Here is a 14,347-nt window from a genome sequence, read left to right as displayed (position 1 = left end):
CGTGTTTTTACTGCTCGTGGCGTTTAAAGACCAGTTCTCCGTTATCCGAAGCCTCGGCGTCAAAGAAATAGCCTTCACTATCAAAGCGGGTCAACTGCTCAGGCTTCGTTAAGCGATTCTCAATGATATAACGACTCATCAAGCCGCGCGCTTTTTTAGCGTAGAAGCTGATCACTTTAAACTTGCCGTTTTTCTCATCAAGGAATACCGGCTTAATCAGCTGGCCCTCGAGCCGTTTGGCTTTCACCGACCTGAAGTATTCATCAGAGGCAAGGTTGACCACGATATCGTCGCCCTGGGCTTTCAGTGCCTGATTCAGCTTATCGGTGATGACGTCTCCCCAATAGTGATACAGGTCTTTACCCCTCGCATTCTCAAGCTTAATACCCATTTCCAGGCGATACGGCTGCATCAGATCCAGCGGGCGCAGAACGCCATACAGGCCGGACAGCATCCGCAGATGCTGCTGGGCAAAATCGAAATCAGCTTCGCTAAAGGTCTCTGCCTGCAGGCCGGTATAGACATCGCCCTTAAACGCCAGGATCGCCTGACGGGCATTGTCCGGGGTGAAGTCTGGCTGCCAGTCGTGGAAGCGGGTCGCGTTCAGATCGGCCAGCTTGTCGCTGATGCCCATCAGTTTAGCAATCTGTGGTGCCGACAGCTGGCGGGCAATGCCGATAAGCTCCTGAGAGTGTTCCAGCAGCTCTGGCTGAGTATAACGCGTCGTTGCCAGCGGACTTTGATAATCAAGCGTTTTGGCAGGTGAAATCAGAATGAGCATATCCAGTCCTTACGGGAAATTTTTGACGACTTTAGCAAAAAAACCTCAAGAGAGGATCGATAGCTGCGATTGCCGCGCTATTCGCGCGGCAGGTTATCCCAGGTTCCCGGTACCAGCTGTTGATGGATCTCAGGGTAGCGGGTGACGTCAAATTCCGGCCGCTGGCCCAGCTTGCGCTGCCGCAGGTAATCGCTGGCAATGATGCGCACCGTCGGCGACAGCAGCAGGATAGCCGTCAGGTTAGTTATCGCCATCAGCGCCATGATAATATCCGCCATCTGCCAGACTACCGGCAGGCTGACTACCGCTCCGGTGATGACCATGCACAGCGTCAGCAGACGCAGCAGCCAGATGTTGCGGAGGCTATCCATGCGCAGAAAGATGAGGTTATTTTCGGCATAGATATAGTTTGCGACGATCGAACTGAAGGCGAACAGCAGCACGATACAAGCGACAAAGCTGGCACCCCAGTCGCCGACAAGATTGTTCATCGAGTGCTGGATAGCCTGAATACCGTTTGCCACCCCTTCATTGCCGTCTCTTGGCGCCAGCATAATGATCACGGCGCTGGCGGTACAGATGACGATGGTATCAATAAAGACGCCGATCATTTGTACGATCCCCTGCGCTGCGGGATGAGGTGGCCAGGAGGCAGCGGCGGCGGCAGAATTTGGCGTCGAACCCATACCCGCTTCATTGGAGAACATCCCGCGCTGAAAGCCGCTGGTGAGCGCCTGGCTGATGGTATAGCCCACCGCGCCTGCAGCGGCCTCCTGCCAACCGAAAGCGCAGCGGAAAATAATTTCAAAAATCGTCGGCAGGGCGCTGATATGCCACAAGCCAATGACCAGGCTGGCCATCACCCACAGCAAAGCCATAGCCGGCACGAGCCACTGCATCAACCGCGCTACGCCGCGAATACCGCGAATGATGACCAGCAGGGTCAGGGCCGCAAGCGCGCCGCCGGTGATGACATCAGGTAAACGAAACGCATACTCCATGGCATGGGCAACGGAGTTGGCCTGGACGGTGTTAAAAATAACACCGTAGGCCAGCAGGAGAAGAATAGAGAACAGCACGCCCATCCAGCGCATGCCGAGCCCCCGGGCCATATACCAGGCCGGACCGCCGCGAAAGTGTCCGCGAGAGTCGCGCTCTTTATAAAGCTGCGCCAGAGAGCATTCGGCGAAGCTGCTGGCCATGCCGAGCAGCGCCGAGATCCACATCCAAAAAACGGCGCCCGGGCCGCCAGCGGCAATGGCCAGCGCAACCCCAGCCATATTGCCGCTGCCCACGCGCGCCGCCAGGCTCATGCACAGCGCCTGAAAAGACGTTAAGCCGCCGGGCTGCGGCTGAAGGCTTTTTTTCAGACTTTTACTGAACTGGCGGATATAACGGAACTGAATATATTTTGTTCGCCAGGTAAACCAGACGCCAGCGCCCAGTAACAGGTAGATCATTACCGAGCCCCAAAGTATTTCATTGATAAACGACAGAAAATCAGGCATCAAGCATCCTCTTGCCCATATCGGCGCGCGAGTGTAAGCGCTACCAATCCAGTGACAATCCTTTAGTGTTCAGGTAATTAATTGGCCCAGTTTATCACACTCTGCGCTCATGCATTGTAGGCGGTTGCGCTGCCCCGGCAGCGTGTTATCATCTTGGCAGACCGGTTACATCCCCTTAACTGCTGTTTAAGAGAAACACTATCATGACGGATAAATTGACTTCTCTGCGTCAGTACACCACTGTCGTAGCTGATACCGGAGATATCGCGGCAATGAAGCTGTATCAGCCTCAGGACGCCACGACTAACCCTTCTTTGATTCTCGGCGCGGCTCAGATCCCTGAGTACCGTAAGCTGATTGATGACGCTGTTGCCTGGGCTCGCGGCCAGAGTAGCGATCGCGCGCAGCAGATTATCGATGCTTCCGATAAGCTGGCGGTGAACATTGGTCTCGAAATCCTTAAGCTGATCCCTGGCCGTATTTCCACCGAAGTTGATGCTCGTCTGTCCTATGACACCGATGCATCTATCGCCAAAGCTAAGCGCCTAATCAAGCTGTATAACGATGCCGGCATCAGTAACGATCGCATTCTGATCAAACTGGCTTCTACCTGGCAGGGCATTCGCGCCGCTGAGCAGCTGGAAAAAGAAGGCATCAACTGTAACCTGACTCTGCTGTTCTCCTTCGCTCAGGCGCGTGCTTGTGCGGAAGCGGGCGTATTCCTGATTTCTCCGTTTGTGGGCCGTATCCTCGACTGGTACAAAGCGAACACCGATAAGAAAGAATACGCGCCGGCAGAAGATCCGGGCGTAGTGTCCGTAAGCGAAATCTACGAATACTACAAACAGCACGGCTACGAAACTGTGGTTATGGGCGCAAGCTTCCGTAACCTTGGTGAGATCCTGGAACTGGCCGGCTGCGATCGCCTGACCATCGCTCCGGCCCTGCTGAAAGAGCTGGCTGAAAGCGAAGGCGCGGTTGAGCGTAAACTGTCTTTCAGCGGCGAAGTGAAAGCCCGTCCGGCTCGCATCACCGAATCCGAATTCCTGTGGCAGCACAATCAGGATCCGATGGCGGTAGACAAACTGGCGGAAGGTATCCGTAAGTTTGCGATCGACCAGGAAAAACTGGAAAAAATGATCGGCGATCTGCTGTAATCCCCCATGTGGCCGACGCCCGTCGGCCACATTAAACTGTCTGCCTTGCTCCCCTCGGTGTATTATTCTGGCTATTAATACTGTTTGAACGGAATAATCATGAACACCTTACGAATCGGCTTAGTTTCCATCTCCGATCGCGCCTCCAGCGGCGTCTATCAGGATAAAGGCATCCCGGCGCTCGAAGAGTGGCTGGCCCGTGCGCTATCCACGCCTTTCGAATTGCAAACCCGCTTGATCCCGGATGAACAGGTTATTATCGAGCAAACGCTGTGCGAACTGGTTGATGAAATGGGCTGTCATCTGGTCCTGACTACCGGTGGCACGGGCCCGGCTCGCCGTGACGTGACCCCGGATGCGACGCTGGCGATTGCCGATCGGGTGATGCCAGGCTTTGGCGAGCAAATGCGCCAGGTGAGCCTGCACTTTGTGCCGACGGCCATTCTTTCTCGCCAGGTTGGCGTTATTCGCAAGCAGGCGCTGATCCTTAACCTGCCCGGGCAGCCGAAAGCGATTGAAGAAACCCTGGAAGGCGTAAAAGATGCCGAGGGTAACGTGCTGGTGCACGGAGTTTTTGCAAGTGTACCGTATTGTGTACAGTTGCTTGAGGGGCCATATGTCGAAACAAACGGCAATGTTGTAGCAGCTTTTCGCCCTAAAAGCGCGAGACGTGAAACATTATCCTGAATTTAATGCATTCCTGAAATAACCTGCAACATCAGTGGTGTGTTGTTTTATTTACGATATAGTGTTTTTTACTTTACACACTGCGTAGAATCTCTTCACACCTCTGGATGATTGCTCGTTATGTCACACTATACCCGACCCCTGAACCGACAGGATTATAAAACCCTGACGCTTGCCGCGCTTGGCGGCGCGCTGGAGTTTTATGATTTCATCATCTTTGTTTTCTTTGCCGCCGTTGTCGGCGAGCTGTTTTTCCCGGCGGATATTCCTGAGTGGCTGCGACAGGTACAAACCTTCGGCATTTTTGCGGCAGGCTATTTAGCGCGTCCTCTTGGCGGCATCATTATGGCCCACTTTGGCGATCTGGTTGGGCGTAAGAAAATGTTTACTTTGAGCATTTTACTGATGGCGCTGCCTACGCTGGCGATTGGTCTGCTGCCTACCTACGCATCGATGGGCATCGTGGCGCCGATTTTGCTGTTGCTGATGCGCATTCTTCAGGGCGCAGCAATTGGCGGCGAAGTTCCCGGCGCCTGGGTCTTCGTTGCCGAGCATGTACCGGAAAAAAGAATAGGTATCGCCTGCGGTACGCTGACTGCCGGTCTGACGGTGGGTATTTTACTCGGTTCGGTCGTCGCGACGCTGATTAATACGCACCTCACCCCTCAGGGTATCCACGATGGCGGCTGGCGTATCCCGTTCCTGTTAGGCGGCGCATTTGGCCTCGTCGCCATGTATCTGCGCCGTTGGCTTCAGGAGACGCCGATTTTCCTCGAAATGCAGCAGCGTAAGGCATTAGCGCAGGAGCTGCCGGTTAAAGCCGTCGCGCTGAAGCATCAGAAGGCGGTTGTGGTCTCAATGCTGCTGACCTGGCTGTTATCCGCAGGCGTGGTGGTGGTGATCCTCATGTCTCCGGTCTGGCTACAAAAACACTACGGCTTTGCTCCCGCCATCACCCTGCAGGCTAACAGCATCGCTACCATCATGCTCTGTATCGGCTGCCTGCTGGCAGGCCTGGCCGCCGATCGTTTTGGCGCCAGCCGCACGTTTATTGTCGGCAGCTTATTCCTCGCTGCGGCAAGCTGGGCTTTCTATCATCTTTCCGGTGATAGCCCGCAGCGCCTGTTCCTGCTCTACGGTACGGTGGGGTTATGCGTTGGCGTGGTCGGGGCGGTTCCGTATGTGATGGTGCGCGCGTTCCCGGCGGAGGTCCGATTTACCGGTATTTCGTTCTCTTATAACGTCTCTTACGCCATCTTTGGCGGCCTGACGCCGATTGCGGTGACCATGCTGATGGGCGTTTCGCCGATGGCGCCCGCGTGGTACGTGCTGGCACTGTCGTTTATGGGATTGGGGTTGGGGATCTGGCTGCGTCAGGGACTGGATCAGCAGGTTGCAGCGCCGAAAGCTGAACTGCAGCGTCTGCCTTAAATCAAGGTGACTCATGTCGCCGCTCGTGAACGAGCGGCGACAATGAATTAATGCTTTTCGCCGATTGGCAGAACGGTGCGGCCAAACTGCTCGTTCAGCACTTCACCCATCGCCAGATAGATGGCGCTGCCGCCGCAGACCAGACCCACCCAGCCAGCGATCTTCACAATGCCTTCGTTATCAGCCAGGTGGCCAATCGCCAGCAGAGCGAACAACACGGTCAGGCTGAGGAAAACAAACTGCAGCATACGTGCGGCTTTCAGAGTGCCAAAGAACATGAACAGGGTGAAAACGCCCCACAATCCAAGGTACATACCGAGGAAGTGTGCATCAGGCGCTTCAGCAAGGCCCATTTTCGGCATCAGAAGAATGGCAACCAGCGTCAGCCAAAAAGCGCCGTAAGACGTAAATGCGGTTAAGCCAAAAGTGTTGCCTTTTTTAAATTCCAACAGGCCGGCAAAAATCTGCGCAATGCCGCCATAAAAAATGCCCATCGCCAGGATAGCTACATCAAACGCGAACAGGCCGCTATTTGCCAGGTTAAGCAGAATAGTGGTCATGCCGAAGCCCATAAGGCCCAGCGGTGCCGGATTAGCCAACTTAGTGTTGCCCATAATTCCTCAAAATAATGATTAGAAAGGGAAGCATTCCCCGCCGTCTCTGCGTCGGGGCGCGGCATAATAATTAGGCGTTACGATACTGTCTATGATCTGGCGGGGTATTTTTCGCCAATTTCATTTTTTCCCTGATGAAGTCTGGTCATTTGCCTTAAACAGGCAATATGCAACACGGCTGGAATGGTCACCCGATATGCGCTGCCGCTCACGGCTTTTACCCCATTAAACGCGGCGCCGAGCGGTCCGCCAAGCCCTGCTCCGCGTACCAGCCCGTGGCCGATGACGCTCACCGCGGCGTGGGTGCGGAGGATCTTCGTCAGTCGGGTTTCAAGAAGATGCGAGACTCCCTGCGCTAACTTATTTGTCTGAAGCAGATGGGGAAGCAGCTCTTTCTGCTCTTTGACACGACACTCAACGGCACTAAAGAAGTCGGCTTTTTGCCGCTCATCCATCTTTTTCCAGCTATGCTCCAGAAAGTGTTCCAGGAGATGTTGTTCTATTTCCGGGGTAGAGGCTTGTTTATCGGTTTTGATTTTTAGTCTCTTGCAGACGTCCAGCAAAATTTCGCGATAGAACTTGCCATGACGACGCAGCGTGTTGGCGATGCTATCACCGCCAAAGTGCTGGAGTTCCCCGGCAATGAGCTGCCAGTTGCGGCGATAGCGCTCAGGGTGTCCTTCCATCGCCTGAAAGGTTTCATTACGCAATAGCGTACTTGAAAGCCGGGGTTTTCCATTCTCATTGTGAGTCAGAATTCGAGTGAATGTTTCCAGATGCTCTTCGCTGCAGCGATGCAGAAAAGAGAGGTCTTCATCATCCAGATAATTAATCTTCATAAGCGTTTTGATAATGTGAACCGGAATATTAATCGTCGCCGATAATTTTTAGCGAGGCCATATCGGAAGAGTTAATGGTGTGACCAGAAAAAGCGATTTTTTTAACGCAGCGTTTGTTGTCGTTGTCGCTATTAATATTAATCCAGCCGGTCGTTTCCCCTTCTTTTATAGTTGACGGGACGCTGAGGCTTTGGCTGGTGCTGTTGCTGACTTTGAAGTACACCGTTGCGCCGGACAGCTGGACATCGCCGCGATCGGCAGTCAGCTGGATACGCTTAATTACCCTGCATATCGGTAGCTTCAGGGTGAGATCGTTAGTTTCATTTCGCGGCATGGCGACAACCCCTAAAATTTTATGATCGTTAGCGGACGCCGACGCGACTAACGTTGCGCTCAAAAATAATCCTGCTGATATATGAATCAGTGATTTCATGAGGATTTCCTGATTATTAGATGGGTTATTAGGACGACGCATTTTATCACTGGAACTTTATTGTATTTAGCACGTAATGATTGCGGATTATGTCAATTACAGAGTGAATGTATTTAGGTTTAATTATAATTTTAAATTATGTAATGGGCGTTTTTAGCGCGGCATTTCGCGCGTTTTCGGCTGCCGGGACGTACCCGGCGGCGCGGTCAGAGTAAAAATTTTTTGTATCCCCCCCTTGATGAAGTCGCGGGTGACCCCATCTTGTAGTCAACCGCAGTGAATGAACCTGAAAAAAAATGATGTCTGGGTAGTTGAAACCGCACGTTTCGCCCTTATTACAGGTTCACAACCACATGTTGACTGAATTTTTAGTGGAGACGTTTAGATGGGTAAAATTATTGGTATCGACCTGGGTACTACCAACTCTTGTGTAGCGATTATGGATGGCACTACTGCACGCGTGCTGGAGAACGCCGAAGGCGATCGCACCACGCCTTCTATCATTGCCTATACCCAGGATGGTGAAACTCTGGTTGGTCAGCCGGCTAAACGTCAGGCAGTGACAAACCCGCAAAACACCCTGTTTGCGATTAAACGCCTGATTGGCCGCCGCTTCCAGGACGAAGAAGTCCAGCGTGACGTTTCTATCATGCCGTACAAAATCGTGGCCGCAGATAACGGCGACGCATGGCTTGATGTGAAAGGCACCAAAACCGCACCGCCGCAGATCTCTGCTGAAGTGCTGAAGAAAATGAAGAAAACGGCTGAAGATTACCTGGGCGAACCGGTAACTGAAGCGGTAATCACCGTACCAGCTTACTTCAACGATGCTCAGCGTCAGGCAACCAAAGACGCCGGCCGTATCGCAGGTCTGGAAGTCAAACGTATCATCAACGAACCGACAGCCGCTGCGCTGGCTTACGGTCTGGATAAAGAAGTCGGCAACCGTACTATTGCGGTATACGACCTTGGTGGTGGTACTTTCGATATCTCCATTATCGAAATCGACGAAGTTGACGGTGAAAAAACCTTCGAAGTTCTGGCGACCAACGGTGATACCCACCTGGGCGGCGAAGACTTCGACACCCGTCTGATCAACTACCTCGTTGACGAGTTTAAGAAAGATCAGGGCATCGACCTGCGTAACGACCCGCTGGCGATGCAGCGCCTGAAAGAAGCCGCTGAGAAAGCGAAGATTGAACTCTCTTCTGCTCAGCAGACCGACGTGAATCTGCCGTACATCACCGCAGATGCCACCGGTCCGAAACACATGAACATTAAAGTGACCCGTGCGAAACTGGAAAGCCTGGTAGAAGATCTGGTTAACCGTTCCATCGAGCCGCTGAAAGTTGCTCTGCAGGATGCTGGCCTGTCCGTGTCTGACATCAACGACGTTATTCTCGTTGGCGGCCAGACTCGTATGCCAATGGTGCAGAAGAAAGTTGCTGAGTTCTTTGGTAAAGAGCCGCGTAAAGACGTTAACCCGGACGAAGCCGTGGCCATTGGCGCAGCTGTCCAGGGCGGTGTTCTGACCGGTGAAGTAAAAGACGTACTGCTGCTGGACGTTACCCCGCTTTCTCTGGGTATCGAAACCATGGGCGGCGTGATGACTGCGCTGATCAACAAGAACACCACTATCCCGACTAAGCACAGCCAGGTGTTCTCTACTGCGGAAGACAACCAGTCTGCGGTAACCATCCATGTGCTGCAGGGTGAGCGTAAACGCGCATCTGATAACAAATCTCTGGGTCAGTTCAACCTGGATGGGATTAACCCGGCGCCGCGCGGCATGCCGCAGATCGAAGTCACCTTCGATATTGACGCCGACGGTATCCTACACGTTTCCGCGAAAGACAAAAACAGCGGTAAAGAGCAGAAGATCACCATCAAAGCCTCTTCTGGCCTGAACGAAGAAGAGATCCAGAAAATGGTTCGTGAAGCAGAAGCTAACGCGGAATCTGACCGTAAGTTTGAAGAACTGGTTCAGACCCGTAACCAGGGTGACCATCTGCTGCACAGCACCCGTAAGCAGGTTGAAGAAGCGGGCGATAAACTGCCGGCTGACGATAAAACCGCTATCGAGTCTGCATTGACCGCGCTGGAAACTTCCCTGAAAGGTGAAGATAAAGCCGATATTGAAGCGAAAATGCAGGCGCTGGCCCAGGCTTCCCAGAAGCTGATGGAAATCGCTCAGCAGCAGCACGCCCAGCAGCAGGCTGGCGGCGCTGACGCTTCCGAGAGCAACGCGAAGGACGACGATGTTGTTGACGCTGAGTTCGAAGAAGTGAAAGACAAAAAATAATCGCCCTTTGAACGGGTAAAACACTGGCACGGGCGAAGAGGTTTCCTCTCCGCCCGTGCACGCATGTTAAGGGGCTGAAAAACACCAATGGCAAAGCAAGACTATTACGAGATTTTAGGCGTTTCCAAAACAGCGGAAGAGCGTGAAATCAAAAAGGCGTACAAGCGCCTGGCCATGAAGTATCACCCGGACCGCAACCAGGGCGATAAAGAGGCAGAATCAAAGTTTAAAGAAATCAAAGAAGCGTATGAAATCCTGACTGATGCCCAGAAGCGTGCAGCTTACGATCAGTACGGCCATGCTGCGTTTGAGCAGGGCGGTATGGGCGGCGGCGGCGGTTTTGGCGGCGGCGCGGATTTCAGCGATATCTTTGGCGATGTTTTCGGCGATATTTTCGGCGGCGGACGTGGTCGTCAGCGCGCATCGCGCGGTTCAGACCTGCGCTATAACATGGATCTTACGCTCGAAGAAGCCGTTCGCGGTGTAACGAAAGAGATCCGTATCCCGACTCTGGAAGAGTGCGACGTTTGTCACGGCAGCGGCGCCAAAGCGGGCAGCCAGCCGCAGACCTGTCCGACCTGCCACGGGGCAGGCCAGGTTCAGATGCGCCAGGGCTTCTTCGCCGTTCAGCAGACCTGTCCGCACTGTCAGGGACGCGGTACGCTGATCAAAGATCCGTGCAATAAATGTCACGGTCATGGCCGCGTCGAGAAAACGAAAACGCTGTCGGTTAAAATCCCGGCGGGCGTTGATACCGGCGACCGTATTCGTCTGGCAGGTGAAGGTGAAGCCGGCGAGCATGGCGCACCGGCAGGCGATCTGTATGTTCAGGTTCAGGTTAAGCAGCACGCCATTTTCGAGCGTGAAGGAAATAATCTGTACTGTGAAGTACCGATCAACTTCACTATGGCTGCTCTCGGCGGTGAAATCGAAGTCCCGACGCTGGACGGTCGTGTAAATCTTAAAATACCGGGCGAGACGCAGACAGGTAAGCTGTTCCGGATGCGCGGTAAAGGCGTGAAGTCCGTTCGCGGCGGCGCGCAGGGCGATCTGCTGTGCCGCGTGGTTGTCGAAACGCCGGTTGGTCTGAACGATAAACAAAAGCAGCTGCTGAAAGATCTGCAGGAAAGCTTTGGTGGCCCAACGGGTGAAAAGAATAGCCCGCGCTCCAAAAGTTTCTTCGATGGCGTGAAGAAATTTTTCGATGATTTGACCCGCTAATTGCATTTCATTTTCAGTCTTCCACTAAGCCTGGGCCTTCGCGCTCAGGCTTTTTTCTATCCGCAGCCCCTATCTTTTTAATTAACCTATTATTTATAAGGGCTAAGAATTGATTTATTTTGAGTATTATCTATATTGCTTTTTTCGTTTTTAGAGGCTGACAGCGGATGGGATCGAAAGGTGCCAACAAGGATTTTGATTACAATTTAATCAAGACCCTTGACGCTGTTATTTCAGCTGGAAATGCTGCCAAAGCAGCAAAAAAACTTGGTATCACTCCGGCGGCGGTCTCGTTGGCGCTTCGCCGTTTACAGAGCTATTATCAGGAAGAGTTGTTTATCCGTGGTAAAGATGGCCTGTTACCCACCGCTAAAGCGATCGAGATCCATCAAAATTTCCGTCAGGTTATGGAACTGATAAATAGTACCTTTATTCCCGAGCATAAAGGGAGTCGTGATGCCCGGCTGACTATTTTAGGCGGTGATATCGTTGAGGCTTACTATCTCTCACAGCTTTATGCCGGAGATATCTTTGAACGGGTATTACTCAACCATTATTCATCAAGAAATCTCTCTCGTGAGATGATGACGGAGCTACTGCTTACAGCAGAATGTGATGTTCTGATTGGTACCGAGCCGTTGAACGTCCCCGGGATTGATAATCAACTGATCGATAGCTTCAAAAGCTTTGTCTGCATTTTTGCCAGTAATCATATCTTAAGCACCTTACCTCATCTTTCATTACATCATTTCTATTCCTCCCGTCATGCGATGTATCAGCCGGGCATGCACTCCCCGATGATTATTAATGATAAGGGTCTTTTTAAAGATGATCTTTATTATAAAGGCTCACGTATTATTGGCTATCGTAGCGACTCCCTTAATGGCTTAATGAGTATGATTGAACGTACTTCATTAATAGCCTTAATGCCATTGAAGTTGGCGCTATTCTATAAGAATCAGCGTAAATATGATATTAAGTTTGTGCAACCGCCACCGGAACTTACTTTTAAATCTATACAGATTTATGCATCATGGAACAGAAACAGTAAAAATATATCAGTGATAAATGAAATTGTTTCCATGTTACACACTCTGTCATCATTTCGTCGCTGAGGAGTATCACTTCAAACGATATAGTTAATATGGTTTGGTTTGATGCTCTTTGATTACTGGTAAATAGCTAACCTCTTTACACTTATTGGGTACCATTTTGTACGCCTTCATCAAGGAGTGTTCTATGTCTATTCCAAATCATTTGGCGACAACGGAAGTCGTTTTGCTGGAAGTCGAAATTTTTATCACCATTATTGCTATCGGAGCCTGGGGCGGGTTTGTTAGCTACCTTATCCGGCGTGATAAGCAAGAAGGTGATGATCATTCCCATAAGGGCATCATGCACTGTTTAACCCAGGTTGTGGTTTCCTGTTTTACCAGTTTTTTGCTCAGCGCCGTGGCGATTGAAAAAGAGCTTAGTTTTAATATGGTGTTGCTCGCCGCGGGGCTTGGCGGGGTATTTGCAGGGCCGATTTTGAAAATTCTTGGCGAGAAGATTAAAAAGGCTCTGGAAAATGCAAAAATTCATTAAGTGATGTCCAGTCTATATTTATGCTAATAAAAGTCTCGTCCCTGAGTCTTTTATTAGCTGTATTGCCACGATGATCTTAGGTGATTCTGGCCTTCATCCAGCCATAAATAAACTCTTCATTACCTTTGTTTTTTTCTGTGATATCCAGATAGTAGGCTCCCTGGCTGCAGTTGAGCGCTTTTATCAGCACTTCTTCACCCTGTTTGCCCCTTAAGGCCAGAAAGTGATTGAGAGCGGAGAGGGTCCGAGGGCCAATTTTGCCATCGGTTTTGATACCCTGGTAACTTTTTTCTTCCCGGTTTAGCGCGTTGAGCCAGCGCTGTAGCCAGACGCAAGGATAGTGGGGGCCAATATTGACTGCGGCATCGCAGAGTTCGAAAGAAATGGGCCAGGATATAGTTGAGATCTGCTCAAATCCGGGTTTGATCCAGTAATCCTCTTCGAGGATAGAAAATGCTTCAGCTCGCGTCAGGTTGATCATCTCTCCTGTATAACCATGAGCTCGGGCCGTTGCCTCAGTGATCCCCCAGTTGGTGGCTCCACCTTTATCTTTAGGATTGTTGGTATAGCCGCCTTCCATTACTAAAATACCATCAATAATCGGGTTCATTTTTCATTTCCTTGAATTAATGAATGTGCAGGTACATCACCGTGCCGAGGGTGACAGAAAACATGGTGGTTAATGCTGCCAGCGTCTTTCTGAACACCTGTCGTTTTGTTCCTTTCTTTTCGCTCTCCATGGCTTTAATAGGAATCTCTTTATTAACCTGAATGCCCTGTCTTGGAATGGTGATAAACAGGTCATTTATCCCAAGGGACTTCAGATCTCTTCTGATTAAGTAGAGTATTTGCGTTAAATTTGCGTCATTCACAAAGTGACTACGGCTTCCCCATAATTCTGAAGTTATTTTTTGCCGTTCAATAATATCCATATTTGCATTTTCGATGATGAAGCTCAGGCACTTCGCCCTCATTGCCGTCATTTTAATGACCTGTGAGTTTGAGGTGGTTCTCAGCTCATACTTTCCTTCGTTGTAAACGCAATTATCATTGATGAGATAAGTTTTCATGTTGTCGTCCTTTAGATATAGAGATCCTGATTGCGTGGGTTCAATATATTGTACGAGAATTGGCTTAATCTATTACTTGTCATTCGTATTATTCTAATGTCATTTGATGATGAGAGCTTAATCACATAATCTCATGTAAAGTAAATGATATTTAACCCACTGATAAATGAGATTTAATGTGCTGCTGATGTTTTCGCCATGATTTTGCTGAGATACGTATATCCGCTGATGATTTAAGAATTACCGCCATCATTTTTCTCGCATAAAATAGCGTGAATGAGATGTTGAAAACATGATGTTATGTGATTAGCCATTGTCTCGTAAGCATTGAATTATTGGTCCGGCAGAACGAACTGCGACAATTTTTCAAGCTTAAAAGGAAATTAATAATGGCTACTAGCAAACTGATTCAGGGCGATACGCTGACCGAAACCAGCAACGCCGCAGACGGCTTTAACCCAGCGAAAGAAGTCAGCGCATACAGCTATACTTCTGCTCGCGTCGCGAAGCCGGTATATAACCAGTACAAGTCTTCCACGGCTAAGCCCAAAGTATTCGGCTACTACACCGACTGGTCCCAGTATGATGGTCGCCTGCAGGGAGATGATTCGAAAGATAACCGCGGTCGCGGTTACGATCTGACCAACGTTGCGCCTACCGCTTACGACAAAATCATCGTCGGTTTCGTCGGCGTCACCGGCTTCCATAAAGTGGATG

14 protein-coding genes and 1 pseudogene are annotated in these 14,347 nt (G+C 50.8%); 8 read left to right on the top strand and 7 right to left on the bottom strand.

Going from position 1 to position 14,347, the window contains the following annotated elements; all coding sequences use genetic code 11:
- Positions 1-7: 7 nt before the first annotated feature.
- Together yaaA and HMPREF3178_RS23940 are read right to left on the bottom strand one after the other, a co-directional pair.
- On the bottom strand, positions 8-781 hold the full coding sequence (gene yaaA / locus HMPREF3178_RS23945) for a peroxide stress protein YaaA (RefSeq protein ID WP_004108416.1): 774 nt from the start codon (positions 779-781) through the stop codon (positions 8-10).
- A 77-nt stretch (positions 782-858) separates the two neighbouring features.
- Positions 859-2,289 carry an alanine/glycine:cation symporter family protein gene (locus HMPREF3178_RS23940; protein WP_017145033.1) on the bottom strand — a complete coding sequence of 477 codons (1,431 nt, stop codon included), beginning with the start codon at positions 2,287-2,289 and terminating at the stop codon, positions 859-861.
- A 203-nt stretch (positions 2,290-2,492) separates the two neighbouring features.
- Between HMPREF3178_RS23940 and tal the strand changes: the two genes are divergently transcribed.
- From tal to HMPREF3178_RS23925, 3 genes are all read left to right on the top strand, one after another.
- A complete protein-coding gene (tal, locus tag HMPREF3178_RS23935; protein ID WP_004108412.1) occupies positions 2,493-3,446 on the top strand; it encodes a transaldolase in 954 nt (317 codons plus the stop codon).
- Positions 3,447-3,545: 99 nt separating this feature from the next.
- Entirely contained in the window at positions 3,546-4,133 is a 588-nt protein-coding gene (gene mog / locus HMPREF3178_RS23930) for a molybdopterin adenylyltransferase (protein WP_004108410.1), read from the top strand.
- A 120-nt stretch (positions 4,134-4,253) separates the two neighbouring features.
- Complete coding sequence (locus HMPREF3178_RS23925) at positions 4,254-5,564, top strand: MFS transporter (RefSeq protein ID WP_004108409.1); 1,311 nt, start codon at positions 4,254-4,256, stop codon at positions 5,562-5,564.
- A 47-nt stretch (positions 5,565-5,611) separates the two neighbouring features.
- On the opposite strand, the gene satP is transcribed toward HMPREF3178_RS23925, so the two are convergent.
- From satP to HMPREF3178_RS23910, 3 genes are all read right to left on the bottom strand, one after another.
- Positions 5,612-6,178 carry an acetate uptake transporter gene (gene satP / locus HMPREF3178_RS23920; protein ID WP_004110413.1) on the bottom strand — a complete coding sequence of 189 codons (567 nt, stop codon included), beginning with the start codon at positions 6,176-6,178 and terminating at the stop codon, positions 5,612-5,614.
- An 89-nt stretch (positions 6,179-6,267) separates the two neighbouring features.
- Entirely contained in the window at positions 6,268-7,017 is a 750-nt protein-coding gene (gene msyB, locus HMPREF3178_RS23915; RefSeq protein ID WP_004108405.1) for an acidic protein MsyB, read from the bottom strand.
- Between the two features lie 28 nt (positions 7,018-7,045).
- The gene (locus HMPREF3178_RS23910) at positions 7,046-7,450 is read right to left on the bottom strand and encodes a DUF2541 family protein (RefSeq protein WP_017145032.1); all 405 of its coding nucleotides are present in this window, start codon (positions 7,448-7,450) and stop codon (positions 7,046-7,048) included.
- Positions 7,451-7,835: 385 nt separating this feature from the next.
- On the opposite strand from HMPREF3178_RS23910, the gene dnaK reads away from it, so the two are divergent.
- The 4 genes from dnaK (at position 7,836) to HMPREF3178_RS23890 (ending at position 12,560) form a co-directional block, all read left to right on the top strand.
- A complete protein-coding gene (gene dnaK / locus HMPREF3178_RS23905) occupies positions 7,836-9,752 on the top strand; it encodes a molecular chaperone DnaK (protein ID WP_004108401.1) in 1,917 nt (638 codons plus the stop codon).
- A gap of 87 nt (positions 9,753-9,839) precedes the next feature.
- A complete protein-coding gene (dnaJ, locus tag HMPREF3178_RS23900) occupies positions 9,840-10,973 on the top strand; it encodes a molecular chaperone DnaJ (protein ID WP_004108399.1) in 1,134 nt (377 codons plus the stop codon).
- Between the two features lie 167 nt (positions 10,974-11,140).
- On the top strand, positions 11,141-12,088 hold the full coding sequence (locus HMPREF3178_RS23895; protein WP_004108397.1) for a LysR family transcriptional regulator: 948 nt from the start codon (positions 11,141-11,143) through the stop codon (positions 12,086-12,088).
- A 124-nt stretch (positions 12,089-12,212) separates the two neighbouring features.
- Positions 12,213-12,560 (top strand): phage holin family protein, encoded by a 348-nt coding sequence (locus tag HMPREF3178_RS23890; RefSeq protein ID WP_004108395.1) that lies wholly within the window; start codon positions 12,213-12,215, stop codon positions 12,558-12,560.
- Between the two features lie 76 nt (positions 12,561-12,636).
- Here the strand turns inward: HMPREF3178_RS23890 and HMPREF3178_RS23885 are convergent, their stop codons facing one another.
- Positions 12,637-13,170 (bottom strand): glycoside hydrolase family 108 protein, encoded by a 534-nt coding sequence (locus HMPREF3178_RS23885; RefSeq protein ID WP_070585530.1) that lies wholly within the window; start codon positions 13,168-13,170, stop codon positions 12,637-12,639.
- Between the two features lie 16 nt (positions 13,171-13,186).
- Positions 13,187-13,630: a winged helix-turn-helix domain-containing protein gene (locus tag HMPREF3178_RS23880; protein ID WP_017145030.1), complete on the bottom strand. Its 444-nt coding sequence runs from the start codon at positions 13,628-13,630 to the stop codon at positions 13,187-13,189.
- Positions 13,631-14,019: 389 nt separating this feature from the next.
- Here HMPREF3178_RS23880 and HMPREF3178_RS23875 point away from each other — a divergent pair.
- Positions 14,020-14,347, top strand: a pseudogene (locus HMPREF3178_RS23875) (chitinase); the annotation flags it as partial.

The sequence above is a fragment of the Klebsiella sp. HMSC09D12 genome (assembly GCF_001808475.1).
GTDB classification, from domain to species: Bacteria; Pseudomonadota; Gammaproteobacteria; order Enterobacterales; family Enterobacteriaceae; genus Klebsiella; species Klebsiella oxytoca.
This window is presented reverse-complemented; position numbering and strand designations above follow the sequence as displayed.

Excerpts from the sequence above, each read along its gene's own strand:
- dnaJ (WP_004108399.1), top strand. The coding sequence starts at position 9,840 with ATGGCAAAGCAAGACTATTACGAGATTTTAGGCGTTTCCAAAACAGCG.
- HMPREF3178_RS23895 (WP_004108397.1), top strand. The coding sequence starts at position 11,141 with ATGGGATCGAAAGGTGCCAACAAGGATTTTGATTACAATTTAATCAAG.
- yaaA (WP_004108416.1), bottom strand. The coding sequence starts at position 781 with ATGCTCATTCTGATTTCACCTGCCAAAACGCTTGATTATCAAAGTCCG.
- HMPREF3178_RS23885 (WP_070585530.1), bottom strand. The coding sequence starts at position 13,170 with ATGAACCCGATTATTGATGGTATTTTAGTAATGGAAGGCGGCTATACC.
- msyB (WP_004108405.1), bottom strand. The coding sequence starts at position 7,017 with ATGAAGATTAATTATCTGGATGATGAAGACCTCTCTTTTCTGCATCGC.
- HMPREF3178_RS23925 (WP_004108409.1), top strand. The coding sequence starts at position 4,254 with ATGTCACACTATACCCGACCCCTGAACCGACAGGATTATAAAACCCTG.
- HMPREF3178_RS23890 (WP_004108395.1), top strand. The coding sequence starts at position 12,213 with ATGTCTATTCCAAATCATTTGGCGACAACGGAAGTCGTTTTGCTGGAA.
- mog (WP_004108410.1), top strand. The coding sequence starts at position 3,546 with ATGAACACCTTACGAATCGGCTTAGTTTCCATCTCCGATCGCGCCTCC.
- satP (WP_004110413.1), bottom strand. The coding sequence starts at position 6,178 with ATGGGCAACACTAAGTTGGCTAATCCGGCACCGCTGGGCCTTATGGGC.
- HMPREF3178_RS23940 (WP_017145033.1), bottom strand. The coding sequence starts at position 2,289 with ATGCCTGATTTTCTGTCGTTTATCAATGAAATACTTTGGGGCTCGGTA.
- dnaK (WP_004108401.1), top strand. The coding sequence starts at position 7,836 with ATGGGTAAAATTATTGGTATCGACCTGGGTACTACCAACTCTTGTGTA.
- HMPREF3178_RS23910 (WP_017145032.1), bottom strand. The coding sequence starts at position 7,450 with ATGAAATCACTGATTCATATATCAGCAGGATTATTTTTGAGCGCAACG.
- HMPREF3178_RS23880 (WP_017145030.1), bottom strand. The coding sequence starts at position 13,630 with ATGAAAACTTATCTCATCAATGATAATTGCGTTTACAACGAAGGAAAG.
- tal (WP_004108412.1), top strand. The coding sequence starts at position 2,493 with ATGACGGATAAATTGACTTCTCTGCGTCAGTACACCACTGTCGTAGCT.